We start from the raw sequence: 25,652 nt of genomic DNA, 5'->3' as shown, positions 1-25,652 counted from the left end.
TACACTCATCCTTCCGCCTTTAACTCCAAGATAATATCTCTTAATTCTGCTGCCCGTTCGAAATCGAGATCTTTCGCTGCCTGCTTCATTTCCTTTTCCATCTGTTCGATGGTCTTCTGCTTTTCTTCCTTTGATAGGTTTGTCAGCGACTGAACCTTATCCTCTTTTTCCTCTTCTTCTGCAGCTGTTGTTGCCTTGATCACATCATGAATATCCTTTTGAATCGTCTGTGGCACAATTCCATGCTCTTCATTATAGGCAATCTGCTTTTCCCTGCGTCGATAGGTTTCATCGATAGCAATCTGCATGGAATCCGTAATTTTATCGGCATACATAATGACTTTACCCTGAGCATTCCGGGCAGCACGACCTGTTGTCTGAATCAGGGAGCGCTGTGACCTCAGGAATCCTTCCTTATCCGCATCAAGAATTGCTACCAGGGACACCTCAGGAATGTCCAGCCCTTCCCTGAGCAGGTTAATTCCGACTAATACGTCATATTTTCCGAGGCGTAAATCCCGGATCACTTCAATTCGTTCAAGGGTTTTAATCTCAGAATGGAGATAGGCAACTTTAAATCCAACATCCTTTAAGTAGTCGGTCAGATCCTCAGCCATTTTAATCGTTAAAGTTGTGACAAGTACACGTTCATTCCGCTCCGAACGCTCCTTCACTTCACCGATTAAGTCATCAATCTGTCCTTTGATTGGACGGACGTCAATTTCCGGATCCAGCAAGCCGGTTGGCCGGATAATCTGCTCGGTCATTTTCGGTGTATGCTCAAGCTCATACGGACCTGGTGTTGCGGATACAAAAATCGATTGGTTAATATGCTTTTCAAATTCCTCAAATTTTAACGGACGGTTGTCCAAAGCGGATGGCAGACGGAAACCGTGATCAACCAGCGTCTGCTTCCGGGCTCTGTCCCCATTGTACATTCCCCGTACCTGAGGAAGGGTTACGTGTGACTCATCCACAACCAGAAGAAAGTCATCCGGAAAGTAATCAAGCAATGTATAAGGTGTTGCTCCCGGTTCACGGAAGGTCAAATGCCGGGAATAGTTCTCGATTCCGGAACAGAAGCCCATTTCCCTCATCATTTCCAGATCATAGTTGGTCCGCTGCTCTAACCGCTGAGCTTCCAGAAGCTTGTTATTGGCTCTAAGCTCGGATAAGCGCTCCTCCAGCTCCTTCTCAATATTCGTAATCGCACGCTTCATTTTCTCTTCCCGGGTGACGAAGTGGGAAGCCGGGAAAATCGCCACATGCTCACGGTCCCCAATAATTTCACCGGTTAAAGCATCCACTTCCCGAATCCGATCAATTTCATCACCGAAAAATTCCACCCTCAGGCAATGCTCTTCACGGGAGGCCGGAATAATTTCGACGGAGTCTCCACGCACACGGAAGGTCCCCCGCTGGAAATCAATATCATTACGGGCATACTGAATATCAACCAGATCACGAAGCAATGCATCCCGATCCTTTTCCATACCTATACGTAAGGAAACTACCATTTCCCCATATTCCTCCGGGGAACCTAAGCCATAAATACAGGAAACACTCGACACAATAATGACATCCCGGCGTTCAAATAAAGCAGATGTCGCCGAGTGCCGCAATTTATCAATCTCATCATTAATGCTTGCATCTTTTTCAATGAAGGTATCTGTCTGCGGCACATAGGCCTCAGGCTGATAATAATCATAATAGCTCACAAAATATTCCACAGCGTTGTTGGGGAAATACTCCTTAAACTCACTGTAGAGCTGGCCTGCCAATGTTTTATTATGGGCAATTACAAGGGTAGGCTTATTCACTTCCTTAATCACGTTCGAAACTGTAAACGTCTTCCCTGTCCCCGTAGCACCAAGCAGTGTCTGATGCTTCGTGCCTTTCTGAATTCCACCCACCAGCTCTTTAATAGCAGTAGGCTGATCTCCCTGTGGACTGTATTTTGACTCCAACTGAAATTGCGTATCCAATCACCGAACCTCCATTCTCCGACAACCAATGTATAATCAAAGCCTGTTTCCCAGTACTTTGTTCCGAAATCGACGTTTCACATATTTTTTTCGTTGGCTCATCAAGTCTTCCTAAAGTATAACAAAAAACGAACAAACATTCTATTTTTTTACACTTCTTTTCTGTTCTATTAATAGGATATGTTTTTTTGCAGCGTATTGCAAAGGAAGTGGAAAGGCAATGAAGGACTATAGCCTGCAGGTTGTTCACCAAAGTTACCTTCATCCCCTGGTTGAAGGCAACCAGCCAGGGATTCTTATATTTAAATGGCCTTCATTCCCTTTATGAAGGCCATTTCCCCTATAAAATATTGCACAGATGGCCCTCACCATTGCACCTGTCTCCAACTCCAGAATCAGCAAAAACCCCGGCCACCACGCCGGGGTTTTCACTCCTATCCAATGATCATCATCTATTAATCCGATTCCTTCACATAATCCAGCAGGCGGCGAATGAGCTGGGCCCGGTTTTTCACCTCCATTTTTTTCAGTAGCTGACTGACATGCTTTTTTACTGTTATCTGACTTACGGATAATCGATTCGCAATCTCTCCGTTTGTCAGCCCCTCTACAATTAATTCAGCAACCTCGAATTCTCTTGGTGAAAAGGGAAGACTTTTTTTCGGCAGATTCAGGTTGGTCTGCCGTGCAAGGCTTGAAGCCAGTTCATCTAAATAGGAGACAAGCCGGGGCCCTCGGACATCCAGTATAAACGTAGGAGATGGGACATTAGGACCGTAATCAAAGTGGGTAGCACCTTTTACCTGCTGAAAGCCCAGCCGCTGCAGCATTTCCTGATACATTTTTAACGGTGTGGATGCGATGATGCGTCCCCCGGATAATAGCAGAGGCATAAGTCTGTACAGCAAATAGGATCGTTTCACCGGGTCTTCAGGGTTATGAACATCAATCATCCGGATAAACCAGCCGGCCACCTCATCCTCAGCCACCTTTAATTCACTCAGCTCTCCTACTGAAAGTCTATTAAAATAGCTTCTCGTAACCGGCATATTCTTTAAAGTAGGGATCGTTTTACGGTGGATGGGGATGACTATCGATATGCCAACCGTTTTTCCTTTTTCGTCCTTAAGCATTTTAAAAACATCATAGCCGAGCTGCTTCAACGTCTGAACGTCAATTAATTCATTTTCACGCTGATTGTGTTCACTCGACACCCGAAATTGATGATTCTGATCCGTACCTGGATGATAGTAATCCACTTCATAGTTGGGCGCATGCCCCTGACGCCCCTCAAAATACTCTGCAATCTCGAGAAAATTATGCCGGCTTCCGGTTTCCAGACGATAATTCGAGCCTTCAGCCAAATCAAACAAAGACGTACCTATTAAATCATCCCCTAAATGATAAATAAATTCCGAAATATAGTATTCGAGATTTTTCCGGCCCGAGCTGGAAAAGATTTTCTGCCGATAATAAGCGGCAGCCCGCTTGGATATTTCTTCAAACCGTTGGGGGTGGCGGTGTTTAAAATATTCATTCATCACCTGCCGAATGAAAGGGTCCAGAAACCAGCCATTTTTGCCCTGCCTGACAAAGGACAATGTAACCAGACGATCAAATTGTAAACTCGACACTTCCTTATTATTAATATAAGACAGACCTTCCTCATTAAAGCTGTGCAGGATGGTGGAAATCTCCAGTAAATAGCGGAACTCCGGGTCCCGTTCAACTTCTTTCAAAAATGCCTGAACCAGATATTCGATGACCTCAAACTGTTCACGGAAATTCAGCTCAGCACTTTTATCTCTTACCAAAGCCGCTGTGAATAAGGACAGAGCAAGCGGGTGCCCTTTTGTAAAATGCCATAATTTATAAATCGTCGAGGTTTGATGAAAGCCTCGACGTTTCACATATTCCTTCACTTCTTGAAAGGATAATTTTTTTAATTCTATCGTCTGAATGGACTGCTGCCAGGCTGGTGATGCCAGCCATTCACCACGGAGTGAATTCCGTCCGGCCAGGATAATTTTTACATCGTCCGGAATTTCCGTGATGACATGCTCCTGAATCCATTCTGCAATCAGATTTTCTTCATCATAATGATCAATAAATAAAAGAAAAGGCTTATTCTGCCGTTGTGTAAAGCCTGGAAAGCTCTGAGAATGATTGTTCAGGATATCCTCCAGTGATTGGGTAAATAAGTCAGGAATAGCCTTTAACCCTCTGCAATCCAGCGTAAAAAACGGAAGCTCTTCAAGGGACAGTCGATACTGAAGCATCCTGACCAGGAGGGTTTTTCCAATTCCGGCAATCCCATGGATATAAATCATTTTATACGGCGATGTTTCAGGTAAAGTCAATAATTCTTCCAATTCATTCAGTTCCTCTTCCCGTCCAATAAAAAAATCGTAATCGGATGGATGAAAGGAGGGAATTCGATTTTGCTGGTTCGAGTTTTTAAAGGCCATATGACGAAACGACCACCTTAAAATATTTAAAATATTTCGAAAACAGTATACCATATGAGATATAACGAACACCACCAAGAATATGGTGGTGTTTTGTCGATTCGGCACTATTTTCCTTTATATACTCTTGCCTCATATGGCTTTAATGTAAAAGAACCTGGATGACTTTGATCATCAGCATAATTGCCAATTAATCGTTCTTCCGGTTCAAATTCAATCTCCTCAGGAAGAGAGAAATCCACCGGTTCTTCACCGAAATTTGTAATAACCAGCAATTTTTCTCCTTCGTAATGGCGAATATAGGCGTAAATCTGCTCGTGCACCGGAAGAATTAACTCGTAATCCCCATAAACAATGATGGGTTGCTGTTTCCGAAGCTGAATTAATTGACGATAATAATGAAAAATGGAATCTGGATCAGCGGTCGCTTTCTCTGCGTTAATGTGTTTGTAGTTTGGATTTACTTTGATCCACGGTTCTCCCGTTGTAAAGCCGGCATGCTCCAGGTCGTTCCATTGAAAAGGCGTACGGGCATTATCCCGGCCCTTGGTATAAATCGATTCCATCACCTGGTCGTGGTCTGCATTTCCCTCCACCACTTTTTCCTTGTACATATTCCGAATTTCGATATCCTGATAATCTTCAATATCTTCAAAATGAACATTGGTCATTCCGATTTCTTCCCCTTGATAAATATAAGGGGTTCCCTGCAGCATATGGAGGAAGGTGGCGAGCATTTTGGCTGACTCCACACGATATTCCTGATCATTGCCAAACCGTGAAACGACACGGGGCTGATCATGATTATTTAAGTAAAGACTGTTCCATCCGGCTCCATTTAAGCCATTCTGCCATCTGGAAATGCTCGCTTTTAAGTCCCTTAAATCCAGTGGCTTTAAATCCCACTTGCCGTCCGGTCCGGAATCTAAATCCATATGCTCAAACTGAAAAACCATTTGGAGCTCATTACGCTCAAAATGGGTATATTTTTTTGCTTCTTCAACGTCAACCCCCGGCATTTCCCCAACAGTCATCACATCATAATGGGCCAGCACTTCCTCATTCATTTCCTGCAGAAACTCATGAATGCGAGGCCCATTTTTAAAGTAGCGGCTGCCGGATACATAAGGTTCTCCATTTGGGTTGGGAGCGTCCGGCAGACCAGGAACTTTGGAGATAAAGTTAATGACGTCCATGCGGAACCCGTCAACCCCTTTATCGAGCCACCATTTCATCATCTTATAAACGTCCTGTCGAAGCTCCGGATTTTCCCAGTTTAAGTCAGGCTGTTTTTTACTGAAAATATGTAAGTAATAATCGCCCGTCGCTTCGTTATATTCCCAGGCTGAGCCGCTGAAGGTCGACTTCCAGTTGTTCGGCTCCCTGCCGTCTTTCCCTTTACGCCAGATGTAATAGTCTCTGTATGGATTGTCCTTCGATTTTTTCGCCTGCTGGAACCACTCATGTTCATCGGAGGAATGATTCACAACCAAATCCATAATGAGTTTCATCCCCCGGGCGTGGATCTCATCCAGCAAACGCTCCCAGTCCTCCATCGTTCCAAAATCATCCATAATGTCATAGTAATCCGAGATGTCGTAACCATTGTCATCATTTGGGGATTTATAAACAGGAGACAGCCAAATGACGTCGATGCCCAGTTCCTTTAAATAATCCAGTTTTTCGATGATTCCCTGAATATCTCCAATTCCATCCCCATTGCTGTCATTAAAGCTTCGGGGATAAATCTGATAAACGACACTTTCCTTCCACCAGGTTTTTTCCATTTTTATTTATCCTCCTATGTAACAGTTCTTGTTGTTTACCTGTCTTATAGTAAAAAGCTGCCTGCAGGAGACAGCTTTCATGTTTACACTCGTCTGGCAAAGTCCACAAAGCGAAACTTATCCGGACGATGCCGTGATTCTGTATATTGAAAAAGACTTGTATCCTCTAAATAAACAAGACTCTTAATGACGACGATACTGGAATACCCTTCTAAATCAAGAAGCTCTGCATCCTCTTCAGTTGGTTCTTCCACGGTAATTTCCTTTTCCGCAAAGCTGATCGTTAAGCCTAATTCCCGTTCGGCATAATCGTAAATCGAGCTCTCACAAATCTCCCGGGGCAGAAGGGGACAAACTCAGACAGAAAATAGTCTTTGTCCAGAATGATTTTTTCCCGGAAATTTCTCTTACACGGTCAACCTTCCAAATTTGACTTTTATCCGTCGCTTTAAGAATCTTATGAACATCAGAACCCGCTTCCAGTACATTCATTCCCTTTACATGTGTCTTACTGTCAAGCTTTAGGCGATCAGCCAGTCCTTTATAGCTGACAATTCCGGAAACAGGAAAGGAAAAATTACTTAAATCAAGCACAACCGACCCTTTCCCGTGAATCTTTTGAATGTAACCCTCCTGTGAAAGTAAATCCAGCGCCTTCCGAATCGTTTCTCTGGAGGTCGCATATTCACCAGCCAGTTCATTCACAGAAGGAAGCAATGTAGAAGCGGCTAAAGTATGCTCCCTGATTTTTTGGATTAAATCTTCATAAATAGCAAGATATTTCTTCTTCATTCCCCATCCCTCATGATTTCACATGATACACGACCGATTCATAAGGTCTTAGCTGCAAAGAATCCAATGCTGTGGACGAATCGTCATAATTGGAAATGAGAATCTCGATACTTCCTTCAGCGTTTACCGGAAGCTTTACATTTGCTTCCTGCCCGTAGAAGTTGCTTACAACAATCAGCTGCTCATTCTCCCAATTACGTGTATATGCAAAGATTTGTGAATCATCTTCCAACAGTAACTGATAATCTCCATACGTAATAATATCATACTTTTTGCGCAATTGAATCAGCTGCTGATAGTGATAAAAAATTGAATTTGGATTCTGCACAGCGTTCTCTGCATTGATTTCCTGATAGTTATCAGCCACACCAATCCAAGGTGTCCCCTCGGTGAATCCTGCATTTTCGCTACTGTTCCACTGCATCGGTGTACGGGAATTATCCCGGGACTTCTGCTGAAGAATCCCGATAATTTCTTCGTCAGATTTTCCTTCCTGCTGCAGAAGTTTATAGGCATTTAAAGACTCCACATCCCGGTACTGATCGATCGATGTAAACCCGGGATTGGTCATGCCAAACTCTTCTCCCTGATAAATATAAGGGGTTCCCTGCATCATATGAATGGTGGTTCCCAGCATTTTCGCCGATTTCTCATGATAGTTCTCCACATCACCAAAACGGGAGACGACACGAGGCTGGTCGTGGTTACACCAGAAGAGTGCATTCCAGCCCCCGCCTTCATGCATGCCTTTCTGCCAATAGGAAAGAATTTTTTTCAGCTCCAGAAAATCAAAAGGTGCCTTCGTCCATTTTTCCCCATTCGGATAATCCACCTTTAAATGATGGAATTGGAAAGTCATATCAAGCTCTTCCCGCTCCGGATTGGTATACAGCACACAGTTTTCCAGCTTGGTTGAGGACATTTCCCCAACGGTCATCATGTTGTAAGGAGAAAAGGCTTTTTGATTCATCTCATGTAAATATTCGTGAATACGGGGTCCGTCCGTGTAAAACTTCCGGCCATCCCCTGTATCATCACTTGGGAAATCCTGATTCTTGGAAATCAGATTGATGACATCCAGACGGAAGCCATCGATGCCTTTTTCCGCCCAGAATTTGATCATGTCATAAAGCTTTTCCCGAACAACGGGGTTTTCCCAGTTAATATCCGCCTGTGTTACATCAAACAAATGAAGGTAATATTGACCACTCTTTTCATCAAACTCCCAGGCTGGTCCGCCGAACTTGGATTGCCAGTTGTTCGGCATGTCTCCATCAACAGGATCCTTCCAGATGTAAAAGTCCCTGTACTCGTTGTCTTTTGACGAAGCCGCCTGTTTAAACCACTCGTGTTCAGTTGACGTATGATTGATGACGAGATCCATGATCAGCTTCATACCCCGCTTATGGGTTTCCGTCAGCAGCTCTTCAAAATCCTCCATCGTCCCGTACTGGGGCTCAATGGAATAATAGTTGCTAATATCATAGCCATTATCTTTCTGCGGAGACTTATAAACCGGTGTCAGCCAGATAACGTCGACACCAAGCTTATGAAGATAGTCTAATTTCTGAATAATCCCCTGAATGTCTCCCATTCCATTTCCTGTCGTATCCCGGAAGCTTTTTGGGTAAATCTGGTATACGACTGCTTTTTTCCACCATGCTTCTGACACGTGACTCACTCCTGTTGTTCGAAATTAACGAAATTTTCTTCTGGCAATGAAGTAGGTAATCACAAACGGAATCATGAGGACTATTACAATTCCGATAATGAAGGACCATACTCCGGATTGAATGGATAGTGGTGCTGGCAGACCTCCAATTCCAATCGAGCTTGCTAATACATCCTGGAAGGTAATAAACGCACCAGCGATAGCTGTACCGGAAATAGCGGCATAGAATGGATATTTATACTGTAAATTCACACCAAACATCGCCGGTTCCGTAATTCCGAGCATTGCGGAAATTCCCGATGTTCCGGCCAGACCTTTGACTTTTTCATCTTTAGCCGCCAGCATAATCGCAAATACGGCAGCACCCTGAGCAACATTCGAAAGAGCGACGATTGGCCATAGGAAGGTTGTGCCCGTACTTCCGATAAGCTGTAGGTCCACAGCCAGGAATGTATGGTGCATACCGGTAATAACGAGCGGTGCATAAAGGAAGCCATAGAGCAGACCACCGATAATAGGTGCAACCTCAAATACCCATACAACGCCATCTGTAATCCACGTACCCACTGTATATGTGACGGGTCCTATAATGATAAAGGCAAGGAATCCAGTAACTAAAAGAGCAACTGGAGGAACAATCAACAGCTGCAGGGAGTCCATGACCCGTTTTTCCAGCCAGACTTGGATTCTCGCAAGTACCCAGCCTGCTACTAATACGGGCAGAACCTGACCCTGATAGCTTAACTGATTAACTTGAAATCCAAATAAATTCCATGTTTCCCCTTTTCCCTGAGCAAAATCACCGGCAGGGGTTAAATCCGGGTGAACCATGATTAAACCTAAAACAATACCTAATAGCGGATTTCCGCCAAATCGTTTCACGGCCGACCAGCCGATCAATGCTGGCAGGAATGTGAAGGCCGTATTGGCGATAATGTTAATCATGTCCGCAATTCCCGACCAGGATGGGAACATTTCAATGATGGATTCATCCGTAAAGATCGGGTTAACCAGTATGTTGTTAATACCAAGCAGTAAACCGGCCGTAACAATGGCAGGAAGAATCGGAATAAAGATATCAGCAAGTACTTTTACACCGCGCTGTAATGCGTTCTGCTGCTGGCCTCCTGCTGCTTTTACATCCTCTTTAGATGCTTCTTCAATTCCTGTCTCTTTGACCATCGCTTTATAAACCTTATCTACCGTTCCCTGTCCAATGACCACCTGATATTGACCATTGGCAGCAAATTGACCTTTGACCAAATCCATGTTTTTCAGTTTTTCTTCATCGACTTTCTCTTCATCGGATAAAGCAAAGCGAAGTCGTGTTACACAATGTGTGGCGGCCATGATGTTGTCTAAACCACCAACAGCATCAACAATTACCTTTGCCTCATCATTATACTGCCCGCCGCTTTGATTTGAAGCCTGGGCCTGTGGCTGTTCAGCCGGCTTTTCTTCCGCCCCTTCATCTTCCGGTTTTTCACTATCCTGATCGCCCTTCACCTTTGCCTGGAAAAGTGGTGATTCTCCGGCTGTTACGTTTTCTTCCTCTGTTTTTTTAAACACTTCCAAAGCATCGCCATTGGTAATCACAACGGGCGTTATATGACTGGCCGCTTTTTCCTTAATAAACTCCAGATCAAACGTTACAAGCGGGTCGCCGGCTTTTACCTTATCCCCTTGCTTTACATGGGCTTCAAAGCCTTCCCCATCTAATGCAACGGTTTCCAGTCCAATATGGATGAGCACTTCAATACCTGACTCACTGCGAAGACCAACGGCATGTTTGGTAGGAAAAATTTGTACAATCTCACCGGCTACAGGGGCGACGACTTTACCCTCTGTTGGCTCAATCGCCATTCCATCCCCCATCATTTTCTGGGCAAATGTGGGATCCGGTACATCCTCAATATTTTTAATCACACCACTGAGAGGCGCAACAATCATTTCCCGATCATTTCTTTCTTTATCGATCACCAGAAAGACCTCCTAAATCTATTCCAGATTATTTTGTGTTATATAACTTGTACATACAAGTTATGCAAAGGTTTTCATCCATCGTTCAACAATTTCTCACACATTTTGTAGTTTTAGGTTTACCTTCCAGGGAAAATTCATGTTCATTTTTTGCTGGAATAGAGGTTATCGTTTTTTAAAGGATAGTCTGGACGTTGATTCGTGGTTAGAGATTAAATGGATATTGGGAGACATTTGAGCGGAGATTTTGAGAATTGATCCATAAGGAAGCGAATCCTGCCAAATAGGGATGGATTCATCGTTCTTTACCTTAATTAAGCTTAAAACAAAAAAACCTGGACGAAAGCATCCAGGCAAAGGTTTATACCTATTAGAATTTATCATCAATGGGGCATTAATTAGGGGAGCCAATTTGTACATCGGCTGCAATTTGTGTTTCATCTTCCGCTTCTGGAATGAGTGAACCGGAAAAATACTCATTCTCGCCTTTTTCAGCTTGAATGGTCAGCATGCCATTAATGTTGGTCTCGGCTACAATTTCATAGCCATTGGATTCAGCAAATGTTTTAAAATCATCCATAGCCTTGTTAATGTCGCCTGAAAAGTTATAGCTCACCGAATCTATTTCCACACCCTCCCGTGCCAGATCATTCATTTCGGATACCGCAATCAGTTCGGCTCCACTTGGCATCGGAAAATCCTTGGGAAAGCTTTTGGGCAAAGACACATTCTCTCCGGATTGACTACTGAATGAGGTCTCTCCATCCGAGGAGGAGATTGTAGCCGATTCCCCATCTGAACTCATTTCAAAGCTTTCTTCATTTCCTTCCGAAGCCTTCATTGATACATCTACATTTCCATCTTCAGTCTCTGATAGATCAATTTCCATTTCCTCACCGTTTTCACCAGGTATCGTGATAGAGCTGCACCCAATGGTAAATACCATAACAAGCATAATCAAAAAACTTATTGATAAGACTTTTTTCATTTTCTCCATTCCCCTTCCTTCTCGTTTCTCACATAACATACCACGTAAGGAAAAGGGTGGAAATTATACTTTGGTATACTTTTTTGTTTGAATTGGTCCATCTATTAGCTACCAAAAAAACCAGGTGCTGTGAACACCTGGTCCTCGTTCTGTCCATTATACAACATGATTAGGTAAATCCTGATACAATCTGAATCTCGGCTTTTCTTTCACAAACACCAGCCCCAGCTCATGGTGATCTCCCTGATACATCGGTCCCTGTACAAAGCGGATTTCTCCATGAACATCCCGAACCTCAAGCTTACAAAACGTCCGGCTTTCCTGCAACGCATCGTAAAATTCAATTTCGTTTGTGACGGGGATCTGGTGTACCTTTTCCACTCTTTCACCGGTTTTCAGTCCCATCTTATCGGCCGGTGAATCCTTAATAACGGCTAAAATAATTAAGCCGTCTGACTGCGGTCTGAAAATGCTTGTTTTTTCCCGATCTACAAACCGGACATATAATTGTATGATCGCCCGTCCTAATATCGCGACAGCCGCACCTATATAGATAAAGAGCGGGTCATAAAAGCTTCCAGCCGCAAAAATACCGGTAATAAGCCCCAGCGTCAGCACCCATTTCCCAAACAGTTTTCCACCCTGATTGGAGAAGTGACCCTGAAATGCCTGCTGTATACCCATGAGAAAAGGAAACAGCATGAGTCCATAACCATGATCACCAATGGGAAGAAGCGGCCACCAGGAAAACAGGCCGTCAATCGCCCCGCCAGGAACAGGCACAAGCATAGGTACAACACTCAATCGCTTCACATTGTGCAAGCCAATATACTTTCCCCTCTTTCCTTTAATAAGTTTAGGAAAAGCATACTCCTTATCGGCCGTAAACCATAAAATAGATTCTATAATTAAGAATACGGCGGTTAAAGCGAGGATAAGAGGAGGACTGACATTCATGAGTTCCTCCATCCACTGTGCCGGCAGCACATCAATGGTCAGCGTATACTGCTGCATAACAGCCAGGAGGATAACCGTGATTCCCATAAGATATCCGGCCGAAAGCAAATAGAGACGTCCAGTAATGGTAACGATGATCGATAACACGGAAATCAGTAACCAGACAGGATAGGATAAAATTCCGCCCGTAACAATCAGGGAAGCAGAAATCACGATGCCACTAATGACGCAGAGCAGCCATGTTCTCTTCCATTCTGTACCAGACTTATAAACACTGGAACCGAAGTCCGTCCGCTCCTGTTTTCTTCGATAGTAAGATGTAAGGATGGTTAACACAATCGCCCAATATAGCAGGGGTTGTCCAATCAACCAAATGAAGCCCTCTCCAATTTCCGTAAGCCAAAGATTTATCATGTTGTACCTCCGATTTGTAATGCATTCGTTATTATAAATTCTACAAAATATTATCTAATCCTGCTAGTCCCAGATATTGATTCTTGGAGAAGAAATTTTTAAACAAACAGCCTGTCACTCCTTCCGAATGACAGGCTGCCTCTCTATAACTGCTATTGGTATAAAACTTCTAAAGCTCGGTTCAATTGACGGTCATTTTCCGGTGAAGAAACAGCTTCAATGACGAGTGTCTGAATTTCTTCACCTGTTTTCTGATTCACCTCTCCGGTAACCTTAAGATCATGATCCTTTTGAAAGGCTTCCACAGCTTCTACCGTTTGTTCACTGAAGTAGCCGTCCGTTCTGCCCGGCTCATAACCAATGCCCTCCAGCATCTTCTGAATGTTTGCTACACTTTCATTATTCATGTTGTAGGTTAATGAATTGTTAATATCGACAGGTGTCGTGTAGAAAAATTCAGGCTGCTTTACTTCAACAGTCGGCTTGATTCCTTTTTCATTAATCCACTTGCCATCTGGTGTCAGCCACTTGAATGTTGTCAGTTTAATCTGGCTTCCATCGCCCATACCGAGTGTTTTCTGCACGGTACCTTTTCCATAGCTCTTTTCCCCCACAACAGGATAGCCCGCTTCCTTCATTGCAGCGGCTAAAATTTCCGAGGCTGATGCACTGCCCTGGTTGGTGAGCACGGTAATCGGGTAATCTTTTTTCTCCTTCGTTCCAGAGTAGTAGCGTACTTTTTCTCCATTCTTTTCTTCAAAAATGACGTAGGGCTGGTCCTCAGGGATGAAATTCTCCAGTATGGTTTCCACAGATGTAAACAACCCGCCTGGATTGCCTCTTACATCAATGACTAAGCCTTCAATGCCTTTATCCTCTAAATCAGAAAGAGCCTTGTTAAATTCCTCCGCTGTTTTTTGAGAGAACGAGGTAATTTGAATGACTCCTGTTTTCTTACCGTTCTCATTTTTTACTTCAGGATAAACGGTTTCCACTGGAATATTATCACGGACAACAGATACTTTAATCGTATCCGATATACCTGGACGCTGAATGGTTAATTCAACCTCCGTCCCTTTTTCACCACGTATTTTTGCCACAGCCTCATTCAGGCTGAGCCCTTCAAGACTATTTCCATCCACCTTCAGTATTTGATCTTTCGGCTGCAGCCCTGCTTCCTCCGCAGGGGAGCCTTTAATCGGGGAAACAATGGTAACATGTCCATCGCTCATGCTTACCTCCGCCCCAATCCCCTCAAAGGATGACTCAATACTCTGATTAAATTGATCAACCGTTTCTTTGTCCATATAAACGCTGTGGGGATCTTCCAGTGAATCGAGCATTCCACGGATCGCGCCTTCGATCATTGTTTTCTGCTTCACGTCTTCAACATAGTTGCTTTCAATAATGGAATATGCACGCATCACTTTTGAAAAAGCATTCATGTCACCGAACTCTTCAATGATTTCCTTCTTTTCTTCATCTGTGCTTATTTCTGATTGTCCACCATTTTCGGCCTCACCGGATTGCCCCAGGCCCACTACCTCTGTACCTACATAAGTCAGAGCAGATCCCAGAACCATAGCTACAATCACAAGTACAGCCAAATAGCTCTTTTTCACGTTCATTTTCTCTCACCTCAACAATAACCACTCATCCTGGCTGTGGAAGATTTGTGTATGAATCCTTCTCCAATATGTAAAGGCATCCCACCGTAAATATGTGCGATGCCTTTAATATTACTATATGAACTTGTCACCGTAAACATGTCTGCTTTAGAAGCTGATGTATTTACGAGGGTTGACAGCATAACGCTTGTCACTTGTCCACGGTCCTTCATGCAATTCAAAATGAAGATGCTGTCCTGTAGAATTACCAGTATTACCCATATAACCGATCACTTGTCCTTTTTGTACGTACTGACCTTCAGAGACCGTATAGTATCTCATATGTGCATATAAGGTTGTATATTGCTGCCCGCCCATACTATGCGTTATGTAGACCACATTTCCATATGAGGATGAGCGATATGCCCGATAAACCATACCTGATGCTGATGCTACAATAGGAACTTTCCCATATTTAGAAACGTCTATACCATAATGCATTCTTCCCCAGCGACTTGCAAATTCTGACGTTACCATCGCTTCTGCGGGTACTGTAAATTTACCACTCGATATAGGTGGAGTTCCACTTCCGCCACTATTATTATTGGCTGGTGGAGTGCTTAACTGTTCTAATTTTTCTTTTTTCTCTTCAATCATGCGCTTGTAAGCTTCCTGTTGCTTTTGTAAAATCTCCTGTTCTTCCTGAAGTGACATTTTATGCTTATGAAGCTCTTTTTCTTCTTCTTTTAACTTAGCAACAAGAGCTGCTTTTTCCTCTTTCTGCCGATCAAGTTTAGCTTTTGCAGATTCAAGCTCGTCTTTCTTAGCCACAAGCTCCTCTTTCTTCTTCTCTACTTCAGCTTTGTCCTTTTCCAGCTGTTCTTTTTCTGCTTTTTGCTCTTCCAGGATTTTCTTATCAGAATCCATGATTTTAGACACAGCGTTTGTACGAGTCAGGAAGTCCCCAAAGTCCTGAGCACCTAGCAGAACCTCTAAATAGCTCACGGATCCCCCATTTTGCTGCATTGTGCGAAGACGGTTTTTCAAAAGCTCGTCCCTCTCAGCAATCCGTTTTTCAGTTTCTTTGATGTTTTCTTTTAATTTCTTTATTTCTATTTCTGTCTGGCTGATTTCCTGTTCAGTATTTTCTATATTCTTTTGTGTTTCCGCTACTTCCTGATCGATTTCTTCAATCTGGCTCAGGATACGATCCTGTTCAGCCTGATTTTCTTCTATTTTTTCTTCTATTTCCTGTTCACTGTTCTCCAGTTCCTCTTTTTCTTTATTGGTATTATCTTTCTTATTTTCCAGATCATCAATTTCATCTCGAAGTTCCCCTTCAGAAGTGGCATAAGACTTTTCCACACCTGAAAAAGAAAACGTTACTGCGAGCAGCATTAAAATACTCAGTACGGAAAAAATTCGATTTTTCAAGGCTCTGACTCCTCCCCCAAACAACATTTTATCTATGAAACTTAAACTTTAAGGAATTTTCGTACACTCATAATACTTCCCCAGACCCCGATAAAGGCGCCAATTCCTAATAGAATCAGAGAAACCTGCCATACAAAGGGGTTAAACGGTATAAGCTCAAAAAATGGCACGAATGTCTTGTCCTTCATATTTTCAAATAAGTAATAATACCCGCTTACGACGAAAATAATCGGAATGATCGAACCGAGAATCCCCATTAATAGTCCTTCAATAAAGAAAGGCCAGCGTATAAAACCATTTGTCGCACCAACCAGCTTCATAATTCCAATCTCTGTACTTCTGGCCATAATGGTAATTTTGATCGTATTAGAGATTAAAAAGGCGGCTGTTAAAACCAGTGCGGTAATTAAGCCAATCCCTATATATCTCGCATACTCATTAAAGGTGAAAAGCTTCTGAATCACCTGGTCGCCATATTCCGTCGAAGAAACATGGTCCAAAGACTCTACTTTACTGGCAACATCAAATGTATCAAGGGGATCTTCCGTTTTGATAATGAATGCATCATTTAACGGATTATCCTGATTCACCATCGCCATCATGTCTCCGTCAGCACCTAAGCTAGACATTAAGTTTTTCAGTTCCTCTTCTTTTGAAGAAAATTCAATTGTGGAAACTTCCGGTATGTTCGTGATCTCTTTCTTTAAGGAATCAATATCCTCCTGATTCGCTGCCAGATCAATAAAGGCCCGAATTTGCACGTCCTCTTCCACTTTTTCTGCCATTTCATTTAAGTTCAGCATAATGACGAGGAAGACGCCTACTAAGATCAGCGTTGTGGTAACCGAAGCTACGGATGCAAAAGTCATCCAGCCGTTACGAAAAATATTCTTGCTTCCTTCTCTTAGGTGACGCTTGAATGTCCTAGCTTTCATATCCGTAGTCACCTCGCTGTTCATCACGAACGACTCGTCCATGTTCAATTGCTATGACTCTCTTTTTTAATGTGTTAACGATATCTTTGCTGTGGGTTGCCATAATCACGGTCGTTCCTCTCGCGTTGACTTCCTCAAATATTTTCATAATTTCCCATGAAGTATCAGGGTCGAGGTTTCCTGTTGGTTCGTCAGCAATCATTAAATGAGGATTATTCACAATAGCACGTGCAATGGATACACGCTGCTGCTCACCACCGGAAAGTTCATCCGGCTTAAAGCGGGCTTTATTTTTTAAATTTACCAGATCAAGAACATCCATCACCTTTCGACGGATTTTTTTGGGCGAATCTTCTATAACTTCAAGGGCAAAGGAAACATTTTCATAGACTGTCAGAGAGGGTAAAAGCTTGAAATCCTGATAAACAACCCCAATGCCCCTTCTTAAATGAGGGATTTCTTTCTCTTTGATTTCTGCTAAATTGTGGCCGTTTATCACGACATCACCACTTGAGGGCTTAACCTCCCGATACATGAGTCGAATGAACGTTGACTTCCCGGCACCGCTGGGTCCAACTACATAAACGAATTCCCCCTGCTGAATGTTAACATCTATTCCCTGAAGAGCCGTAACACCATTGTGATACGTTTTTCTTACATCTCTTAATTCAATCATGTTTCATACCACCTATGCCTCTCCGGTTGTAATTCTGTTGTAGCTGTATGTTTATGTACTTCCATTGCATGTCCATTCTCACGAAAAATTTTGGTTTTTATATAACGTTGTTGAAACTACGGCCAATTTATCGGTTAGTGTAATTTTACTATGTTCTATTATAACATCAATCTACAAAATTTTTAGGGGGAATTTTATTACAGTTGTATTTCAATGGAAAGAATGTGTTGTGTGGTGAAGGAGGTTATCGGAGGAAAGGGTAATTATCGCCTGGAAAAACCGTATGATATGGGGATATCGGAGAAAAAAAAGAAAACCCGAAAAATGGGCTTGGCCAAATTTCAGGTTACTTGTTTATTATTATTTTTTAGTAGCTAACCATGATGCAACGGTATTTGCATCTTCTTCACTGATGTTTACAGGTGGCATACCGCCTTTACCATTTTGAATAACGTCTACAATTTCCTCTTTTGAAAGTCTGGATCCAATGGTCGTCAAGTCAGCTGCATTTCCCTGTCCGGAGAGATCTCCGCCGTGGCAGGTTGCACAGTTGTTTTGTGCGATTTTTTCAGCAGCTGCGGTATCAACAGTTCCGCCATCTGCATTCCCTGTGTCGCCATTTTCTTCTGCCTGCTGCTCAGTACCAGCATCATTGTTGCCAGTGTCTTCACCTGCATTATCATCACCACCGCCACAAGCTGCAAGTACCAGAGCAGAGCCGAACAGCATGGCTATTAGTGCTTTTTTCATTTGAACAAATCCCCCTTCTTCGTATATTGAAATGCCAAATACTGCATCTCATGGATATTATAACCTATTCATTGTTTTTTAAAACCCTCGCCAAGTACCTCTGCTGCAGACATGGCAATGACGAATGCCTCTGAATCAACCTTGTTCACGGTTTTTGTCAATTTGGTGAATTCTTTTTGATCGACCACGCACATCATAATGTTGCGATTTTCTCTCGTGTATCCACCTTCCCCGCGCAGGATGGTGACACCTCTATCTATTTCTTCAAAAATAGTTTTCCGCATTTCTTCCAGATTATCCGTAATAATCATGACATTTTTTGAAGTCGTAAAACCAACCTGAATAATATCTATCGTCCGGCTGGTCATAAATAATCCAACCAGTGCGTAAAGGGAATGCTCAAGATTAAAGACAAACGCCGCTGATGTGACAATCAACCCATCAATGAATGCCATACAGATTCCCAGAGAAATACCGGTAAATTTATGTAAAATAGCAGCCGCTACATCTGTTCCGCCGGTAGACGCCCGCCCACGGAAGACGATACCAAGACCTGCCCCGACTAAAATTCCACCAAACACCGATGCTAAGAGCGGATTTAGCGTTGCAGGATCCCACTCTCTTGTTAAATAAACAAAGATCGGTAGCATAATCGTTCCAAGAAATGATTTGAGCCCAAAGTTAGCCCCAAGAATAACTACGCCGGCGATAAATAAAGGAACATTTAGAAATCCCTGCACAAACGCCGGTTCCCAGCCGAACAATTCATCTGTTAACGTACTAATCCCGGACACTCCGCCGGAAGCCACCCCATTAGGAAGCAAAAATAAGTTGAATCCAATCGCAACAAAAAATGAACCTAAAATGACATATAAATATTCCAATGCAACAAACTGCATACGATTGCCTTCCCGGTTCTCCATCATTTAGAAACACCTCTTTTTCCGTCAAACCTTTGCGTACCGCTAAAAACTATAACATACGAAAAAACGCCTGTGAACGCCGGCAAATTAACGCTTTACAGTAGTAACGCGGTGAACAAGTGAGAGGTCGGGGGATTTTTTCATGGGCCGGGCAGGCTGAATTCCGGTCGATATGGATAAATAACAGTCGATCAGGTTTAATCCTGACTTGGACGGATCAATCCGGTCATATAAGGACGAATGATGCTGTGTTGAGATTCATTTTCCACTTTTACGATTAATCCGGCGAAATTCAGATTAAATTCCCCGATTCCGGATTAATTTTTCCAAATGCAGGACAGATTATTTTTAAAACAGGTTTAATTATTTTCAAAACTGGTTGAATTCCCTGTGGTACAGGCACAATTCATAGAATTTTGATTTAATTATCTGCATTTTGGAATAATTCTTTTTATAAAAGTAGTATTGGGCTTCCCGCTGTTCAATCAAGCAGAGGATGGATTAATCCAACTTAAGAAACCAAAAAAACCAGAGGGCAAAACCAAAAAAACCAGAGGGCAAATTCCCTCTGGTTTCCCATTTATTAAATAAATTACATTTGCGAACGTAAATAAGCATCGATAAATGGATCAATGCGCCCATCCATAACTCCCTGTGTATTGCCAATTTCAACGTTGGTTCGGTGGTCTTTCACCATGGAGTACGGGTGGAAAACGTAGGAGCGGATCTGGCTTCCCCAGCCAATCTCCTTTTGTTCCCCGCGAATTTCATCCAGCTCTGCCTGCTGTCGTTCAATTTCTTTTTGATACAGCTTGGATTTCAGCATTTTCATGGCCTGTTCACGGTTTTTAATCTGAGAGCGTTCGGACTGACACGTGACCACAATGTTTGTTGGCAGGTGGGTAATCCGAACGGCTGAATCAGTTGTGTTTACGTGCTGACCACCTGCCCCGCTGGAACGGTAGGTGTCAATTTTTAAATCCTCCTGCTTAACGTCAATTTCAACATCATTATCGAATTCAGGCATAACCTCGCAGGAAACAAAGGATGTATGACGACGGCCTGATGAATCAAATGGAGAGATGCGCACCAAACGATGAACGCCCTTCTCCGCTTTCAAATAACCATAGGCATTATGACCTTTAATTAATAGCGTTACACTTTTTACGCCGGCTTCATCGCCCGGCAGGTAATCCAGTGTTTCTACTTTAAAGTCCTTACTCTCCGCCCAGCGGGTATACATACGGAGCAGCATACTCGCCCAATCCTGTGATTCGGTACCGCCGGCTCCCGGATGAAGCTCGAGAATCGCATTGTTTTTATCATACGGTTCACTTAAAAGTAAGTAAAGCTCGAATTCATTTAAATCATTTGTTACAGTTTTAACTTCCTCTTCCAGCTCTTCTCTAAGCTCCGGATCATCTTCTTCTTTTACCAATTCATACGTGGCTTCAAGGTTCTCCAGACTTTCTTCATTTTTTTCGAACGACTGAACGAGTTCTTTTAGACTGTTCACCTCTCCAATGACTTTCTGGGCCGTTTCCTGATCATCCCAGAATCCCGGAGCGGTCATTTCCTGTTCAAGCTCAGCTATTCGCTTACGATCCTCTTCTAAGTCAAAGAGACCCCCTAAAGTCATCGATTCGCCTGTTCATTTTGTCAATTTCCTGTTTAATATCTGTTAAATCCATCATTATCACCTCTAAAATCAATCTCTAATTTACTATAACCTGCACTGCTTCTATCCTAACACAGACAATTCAAGAGACACTCCAAAGATGGGGATGGAGTGTCTCTTGAATTGTTATGCACCATGGCAGTGTTTGTATTTCTTACCGCTGCCGCATGGGCATGGATCATTACGACCGACAGCCTGGGATTTTACGTATGGCCTGCGTTTCTTCTGCTTTTCTTCGCCTCCGCCTGATACAGCCTGAGTCCCTTTAACAACCTCCTGACGCTGCAGGTTGTCACGGATCTGGGCTTTCATAATATAGCGGGAGACCTCTTCCTCGATATCGGCCACCATTTGCTCAAACATGGAGTAGCCTTCCATTTGATACTCGCGGAGTGGATCGTTCTGTCCATACGCGCGCAGGTGAATACCCTGACGAAGCTGATCCATCTGGTCGATGTGGTCCATCCATTTCGTATCAACCGTACGCAGCAGGATTACTTTTTCAAACTCACGCATTTGCTCTGAGGAAATTTCCTGCTCTTTCTCATCATATTTTTGCTTAATCATATTGATAATATGCTCTGTGATCTCTTCCGGCTCAAGACCCTTCAGCATATTTTGGGAAAGCTCATTTTCCTCCAGAAGATTACTGTTCACGTAAGAAACTAGGCCATCCAGGTTCCATTCTTCCGGTACATCCTCGGCTGTATAGGATCCAACCACACGTTCAACGGTTGACTGAATCATGCCCTCAACAATTTCCCGGAGGTTGTCTGACTCAAGCACCTCATAGCGCTGCTGATAAATAATTTCGCGCTGCTGACGCAATACATCATCGTAGGCAAGCAGGGTCTTACGGGCATCGAAGTTATTTCCTTCCACCCGTTTCTGAGCAGATTCCACTGCACGGGAAACCATTTTACTTTCAATCGGCTGATCCTCATCCATGCCGAGACGCTCCATCATGGATTTCATGTTATCCGATCCGAAGCGGCGCATCAATTCGTCCTCAAGAGATAGGTAGAACTGGGATATACCCGGATCTCCCTGACGTCCGGAACGTCCACGGAGCTGGTTATCGATTCGCCGTGATTCGTGACGCTCGGTACCAATAACCGCTAAACCGCCGCGTTCCACAACTCCATCTCCGAGTTTAATATCCGTACCACGACCGGCCATGTTGGTTGCAATGGTCACGGCACCCTGTTTCCCTGCCTCTAAAATAATTTCCGCTTCACGGAAGTGGTTTTTTGCGTTTAACACGTTATGCGGAACACGGGCTTTTTTAAGCATTTTCGAAATTAATTCCGAAGTCTCAACCGCAACCGTACCCACGAGCACAGGCTGTCCCTTTTCATGACGCTCTTTAATATCGTTGACGACTGCACGAAACTTGCCGTCCATTGTTTTGTAAATATAGTCAGGGCGGTCATCACGGGTAATCGGCTTGTTGGTTGGAATCACAACGACATTCATGTTGTAAATATTCCGGAATTCCTCTTCCTCTGTTTTCGCGGTACCGGTCATACCGGCAATTTTCTGATACATACGGAAAAGGTTCTGGAAGGTAATCGTTGCAAGGGTCATGCTTTCCTTTTGAATCTGCATGCCTTCCTTCGCCTCAATGGCCTGGTGCAGACCATCACTGTAGCGACGTCCCTTCATCAGACGGCCGGTGAACTGGTCAACAATGACAACCTCGCCTTCCTGCACCACATAATCCGCATCACGCTGCATAATCACATGGGCTTTTAACGCCTGAGTGATGTGGTGAGTCAGGGATACGTTGGATAAATCATACAGGTTGTCGATATTGAAGAAGCGCTCAGCCTTGTTGTTTCCTTCCTCGGTCAGCTGTACGTTTTTCGTTTTCTCATCGTAGGTATAGTCTTCTTCATTTTTTAATGTACGGACAAATTGATCCGCACGAAGATACATATTTTCAGAACGGGAGGCAGATCCGGAAATAATCAGAGGTGTACGGGCCTCATCGATTAAGATTGAGTCTACCTCATCAATGATGGCATAATTTAACGGACGCTGAACCATCTGCTCTTTGTAAAGCACCATATTGTCACGCAAATAATCAAAACCAAATTCATTGTTGGTTCCGTACGTAATATCCGCTGCATAGGCTTCCTTCTTCTCTTCCTTGGACATGCCGTTCGCGTTCAGGCCTACCGTTAGTCCAAGAAACTGATAAAGCTCGCCCATTTCCTTCGCATCACGGTCGGCCAGGTAATCGTTGACGGTAACAATATGAACGCCTTTGCCTGATAAAGCATTCAAATAGGCGGGCATAGTGGAGGCAAGCGTTTTTCCTTCACCTGTTTTCATTTCTGCGATATCACCGTTGTGAAGGGCAATCGCTCCCAGCAGCTGTACATGGAAAGGACGCATATTCAAAACACGTCTTGCTCCTTCACGGACAACGGCATAAGCTTCTACTAAAATATCATCTAAGGTCTCGCCCTTTTCGAGACGTTGTTTAAATTCCTCTGTTTTTTTCCTTAATCCATCATCTGATAATTTTTTGATTTCGGGTTCAAGTGCTTCAATCTGTTCTGCTGTTGTTTCCAGTTTTTTAAGCTGGCGTGTATTTCCATCGCCAAAAACTTTTTTCAATAATCCTCGCATACATTCGCACCTCTATTTAGTAAGATCACACTTTATTATAATAGTCCTCACTACATCATAACACTAAAGGATTCATCATGACAATAAAAGGCGTAGTGCACATAGATTGCGACCCTATAAAAAAGAAAAAATGCAGCGCAGTGGCTGCATATATTGAGGAACCGTATTCAAAACGGAATGGAGAGGTGTGCAGGGAGCGGATAGCCCCCTGCTGGAAACCGTGGAATAAGAGGAATCAAACTTTTTTTACATGCCTTTTTTCCAAATCGGTCATACGCTGATTCATTTTAGCAACATATTCAACCAGTTGTGCTATGTACTTTTCATGCTGTTTGATCCGGTTCTCTTGTCTTTGGCAGTGAGGGCAGCTTTGGTGGGACATGAATACGCCTCCTTTGCTTTCGTTAAAATAGTTATACCACGAACAGGAAAGGAAGAAAAATCGCTGAAATTAAAAAACAGGGTCGGATTTTGACGGTTTTGTGGCGAATTTTGTCAGTTTTAGGGGTATTACATGAAGTTTCTTTAGTTAAAATTAAATTTTGGACAAATTTTCAAAAGGCAGTATTTTTTTGGAATACATATTTTAAACAGCATTTGTATAATCTATATAGGGCAGAAAGAAACGAATCCGAAAGAGCCAGAGGATGAAGGAAGTCTCGCTTGTCGCCGGGCGATTGAGCTGAATGCGGACGTTCCTGAATGATTTAATTCTATAAAGGGAAACATCCATCAGTGGGGGTATTACGGTCAGTTAATGCGTGATAAAAAAGAAAAAGCCCTGTACATAGGCAGGACTTAACTAAAGCATAAGGATGTATCATATATTTGATTAGCTGGGCTCAATTAAACCGTAACGTCCATCATTTCGACGGTAAACCACATTTGTATCACCTGTCTCCGCATTCGTAAATACGAAGAATGTATGTCCAAGCATATCCATCTGGAGGATAGCTTCTTCAGATGCCATTGGTTTCAAGTCAAATGTCTTTGTACGTACTATTTCAAAATCGTCGTCTTCTTCGTATGCTTGATCCTGATCAAAAATCTCTTTTTCCATTTCTGCAAAGACATATTTAGGTGCGCCCTGCTGACGGAATTTTCGATTGATTTTTGTTTTATATTTACGAATTTGACGTTCAAGTTTATCTACAACCAAATCTATTGCCGCGTATAAATCGGAATGATGTTCTTCAGCTCGTAATAGGAGGTCTTGCATAGGTATCGTTACTTCAATGCGCTGTTCTCCCTCATAAACACTAAGGTTCACATTCACATCAGAAGTGATTTTGCTGTCAAAGTACTTTTTCAGCTTGCCGATCTTTTTCTCTACATACTCCTGAATTGCATTTGTAACTTCAAGATTTTCGCCTCTTATGTTAAAGTTCATAAGAAGTTCCTCCTTTCATCCTTATGTATTGTTTATTCTACCATTCCCCCTAAAATTCCTCTATAAACGAAAAAGTTTGTTTGTGAGGATCTTGTGTCACGTTTTGTCGAACACCGTCTGATTTCCTTGTCTCCAAACCCCACACTTCCTTAAGTGAAACCCCTGACACGAACTCATCATGACAGGGGCTTGCAACTCTTTATCTATTCGATTTTAATGCGCAATCAAAGGCTCAATCCGATCATCCATATCCTGTTTCCAGTCAAGAAAAGCAGGGATCACTTCATTGGATAATAGAGCCGCTTTATCCACATCCTGCTCAAACCATTTCGACATGGACTGGACGAGCCTGTCGAATTGGTCAAGGGTTTCTACGTTAAGCAGAGGGGCCAGCTGATCATGACTGGCATGAAGCTGCTGCATGCCTTTGACTAAATCGGCAAAAAGAGTTTCAGCTATACTGGACTCTCCAACATCCGGCATCTGGCCAAGATGCTCCAGGGCTTCACTCATCCCCTCCAGCAGTTCATGATATTTTTGCAGGAATTCCACTTCTTGTACTTCTAAATTTGCCACCAT

General features: G+C 43.1%; 18 protein-coding genes and 1 pseudogene. All 19 read right to left on the bottom strand.

The genetic code is table 11. The annotated features are described in order from the left end of the window. Positions 1-5: 5 nt before the first annotated feature. The gene (gene uvrB, locus ABD006_RS13955) at positions 6-1,985 is read right to left on the bottom strand and encodes an excinuclease ABC subunit UvrB (RefSeq protein ID WP_343842293.1); all 1,980 of its coding nucleotides are present in this window, start codon (positions 1,983-1,985) and stop codon (positions 6-8) included. Positions 1,986-2,440: 455 nt separating this feature from the next. Next, the gene (locus ABD006_RS13950) at positions 2,441-4,453 is read right to left on the bottom strand and encodes a LuxR C-terminal-related transcriptional regulator (RefSeq protein WP_343842290.1); all 2,013 of its coding nucleotides are present in this window, start codon (positions 4,451-4,453) and stop codon (positions 2,441-2,443) included. 107 nt (positions 4,454-4,560) lie between these two features. Further along, positions 4,561-6,240, bottom strand: coding sequence for a glycoside hydrolase family 13 protein (locus tag ABD006_RS13945; RefSeq protein WP_343842288.1), 1,680 nt, complete (start codon positions 6,238-6,240; stop codon positions 4,561-4,563). Positions 6,241-6,323: 83 nt separating this feature from the next. Continuing rightward, positions 6,324-7,032 (bottom strand): annotated as a pseudogene (gene treR, locus ABD006_RS13940) (trehalose operon repressor). A gap of 10 nt (positions 7,033-7,042) precedes the next feature. After that, positions 7,043-8,704, bottom strand: coding sequence for an alpha,alpha-phosphotrehalase (gene treC, locus ABD006_RS13935; protein WP_343842285.1), 1,662 nt, complete (start codon positions 8,702-8,704; stop codon positions 7,043-7,045). Positions 8,705-8,728: 24 nt separating this feature from the next. Beyond that, positions 8,729-10,654: a PTS system trehalose-specific EIIBC component gene (treP, locus tag ABD006_RS13930; protein ID WP_425542233.1), complete on the bottom strand. Its 1,926-nt coding sequence runs from the start codon at positions 10,652-10,654 to the stop codon at positions 8,729-8,731. Positions 10,655-11,078: 424 nt separating this feature from the next. Beyond that, positions 11,079-11,639: a hypothetical protein gene (locus ABD006_RS13925; RefSeq protein ID WP_343842280.1), complete on the bottom strand. Its 561-nt coding sequence runs from the start codon at positions 11,637-11,639 to the stop codon at positions 11,079-11,081. 189 nt (positions 11,640-11,828) lie between these two features. Next, positions 11,829-13,043: a PDZ domain-containing protein gene (locus tag ABD006_RS13920; RefSeq protein WP_343842278.1), complete on the bottom strand. Its 1,215-nt coding sequence runs from the start codon at positions 13,041-13,043 to the stop codon at positions 11,829-11,831. A 152-nt stretch (positions 13,044-13,195) separates the two neighbouring features. Beyond that, positions 13,196-14,671, bottom strand: coding sequence for a S41 family peptidase (locus tag ABD006_RS13915; RefSeq protein ID WP_343842277.1), 1,476 nt, complete (start codon positions 14,669-14,671; stop codon positions 13,196-13,198). A 147-nt stretch (positions 14,672-14,818) separates the two neighbouring features. Next, the gene (locus tag ABD006_RS13910; RefSeq protein ID WP_343842275.1) at positions 14,819-16,084 is read right to left on the bottom strand and encodes a murein hydrolase activator EnvC family protein; all 1,266 of its coding nucleotides are present in this window, start codon (positions 16,082-16,084) and stop codon (positions 14,819-14,821) included. A 41-nt stretch (positions 16,085-16,125) separates the two neighbouring features. Then, positions 16,126-17,019, bottom strand: a complete 894-nt coding sequence (gene ftsX / locus ABD006_RS13905; protein WP_343842273.1) for a permease-like cell division protein FtsX — start codon at positions 17,017-17,019, stop codon at positions 16,126-16,128. Beyond that, complete coding sequence (gene ftsE / locus ABD006_RS13900) at positions 17,009-17,695, bottom strand: cell division ATP-binding protein FtsE (protein WP_343842272.1); 687 nt, start codon at positions 17,693-17,695, stop codon at positions 17,009-17,011. Before ftsE ends, ftsX begins: the two co-directional genes overlap by 11 nt. Before the next feature lie 360 nt (positions 17,696-18,055). Beyond that, a complete protein-coding gene (cccB, locus tag ABD006_RS13895; RefSeq protein ID WP_343842270.1) occupies positions 18,056-18,445 on the bottom strand; it encodes a cytochrome c551 in 390 nt (129 codons plus the stop codon). A 68-nt stretch (positions 18,446-18,513) separates the two neighbouring features. Further along, the gene (locus tag ABD006_RS13890) at positions 18,514-19,371 is read right to left on the bottom strand and encodes a YitT family protein (RefSeq protein ID WP_343842267.1); all 858 of its coding nucleotides are present in this window, start codon (positions 19,369-19,371) and stop codon (positions 18,514-18,516) included. A 589-nt stretch (positions 19,372-19,960) separates the two neighbouring features. Then, positions 19,961-21,059 (bottom strand): peptide chain release factor 2 gene (prfB, locus tag ABD006_RS13885; RefSeq protein ID WP_343842266.1). Its coding sequence is split into 2 segments (ribosomal slippage): positions 19,961-20,986 and positions 20,988-21,059, totalling 1,098 coding nucleotides; the frame shifts between segments, so codons are not numbered across the junction. A gap of 113 nt (positions 21,060-21,172) precedes the next feature. Continuing rightward, positions 21,173-23,683, bottom strand: a complete 2,511-nt coding sequence (secA, locus tag ABD006_RS13880) for a preprotein translocase subunit SecA (RefSeq protein WP_343842265.1) — start codon at positions 23,681-23,683, stop codon at positions 21,173-21,175. A gap of 235 nt (positions 23,684-23,918) precedes the next feature. Then, on the bottom strand, positions 23,919-24,065 hold the full coding sequence (locus tag ABD006_RS13875) for a hypothetical protein (protein ID WP_343842262.1): 147 nt from the start codon (positions 24,063-24,065) through the stop codon (positions 23,919-23,921). A gap of 450 nt (positions 24,066-24,515) precedes the next feature. After that, positions 24,516-25,073: a ribosome hibernation-promoting factor, HPF/YfiA family gene (gene hpf / locus ABD006_RS13870; protein WP_343842260.1), complete on the bottom strand. Its 558-nt coding sequence runs from the start codon at positions 25,071-25,073 to the stop codon at positions 24,516-24,518. Between the two features lie 213 nt (positions 25,074-25,286). Next, complete coding sequence (locus tag ABD006_RS13865; protein WP_343842258.1) at positions 25,287-25,649, bottom strand: DUF8042 domain-containing protein; 363 nt, start codon at positions 25,647-25,649, stop codon at positions 25,287-25,289. Positions 25,650-25,652 lie beyond the last annotated feature (3 nt).

Source organism: Salinibacillus aidingensis, assembly GCF_039522525.1.
Taxonomy (GTDB): Bacteria; Bacillota; Bacilli; order Bacillales; family Alkalibacillaceae; genus Salinibacillus; species Salinibacillus aidingensis.
This window is presented reverse-complemented; position numbering and strand designations above follow the sequence as displayed.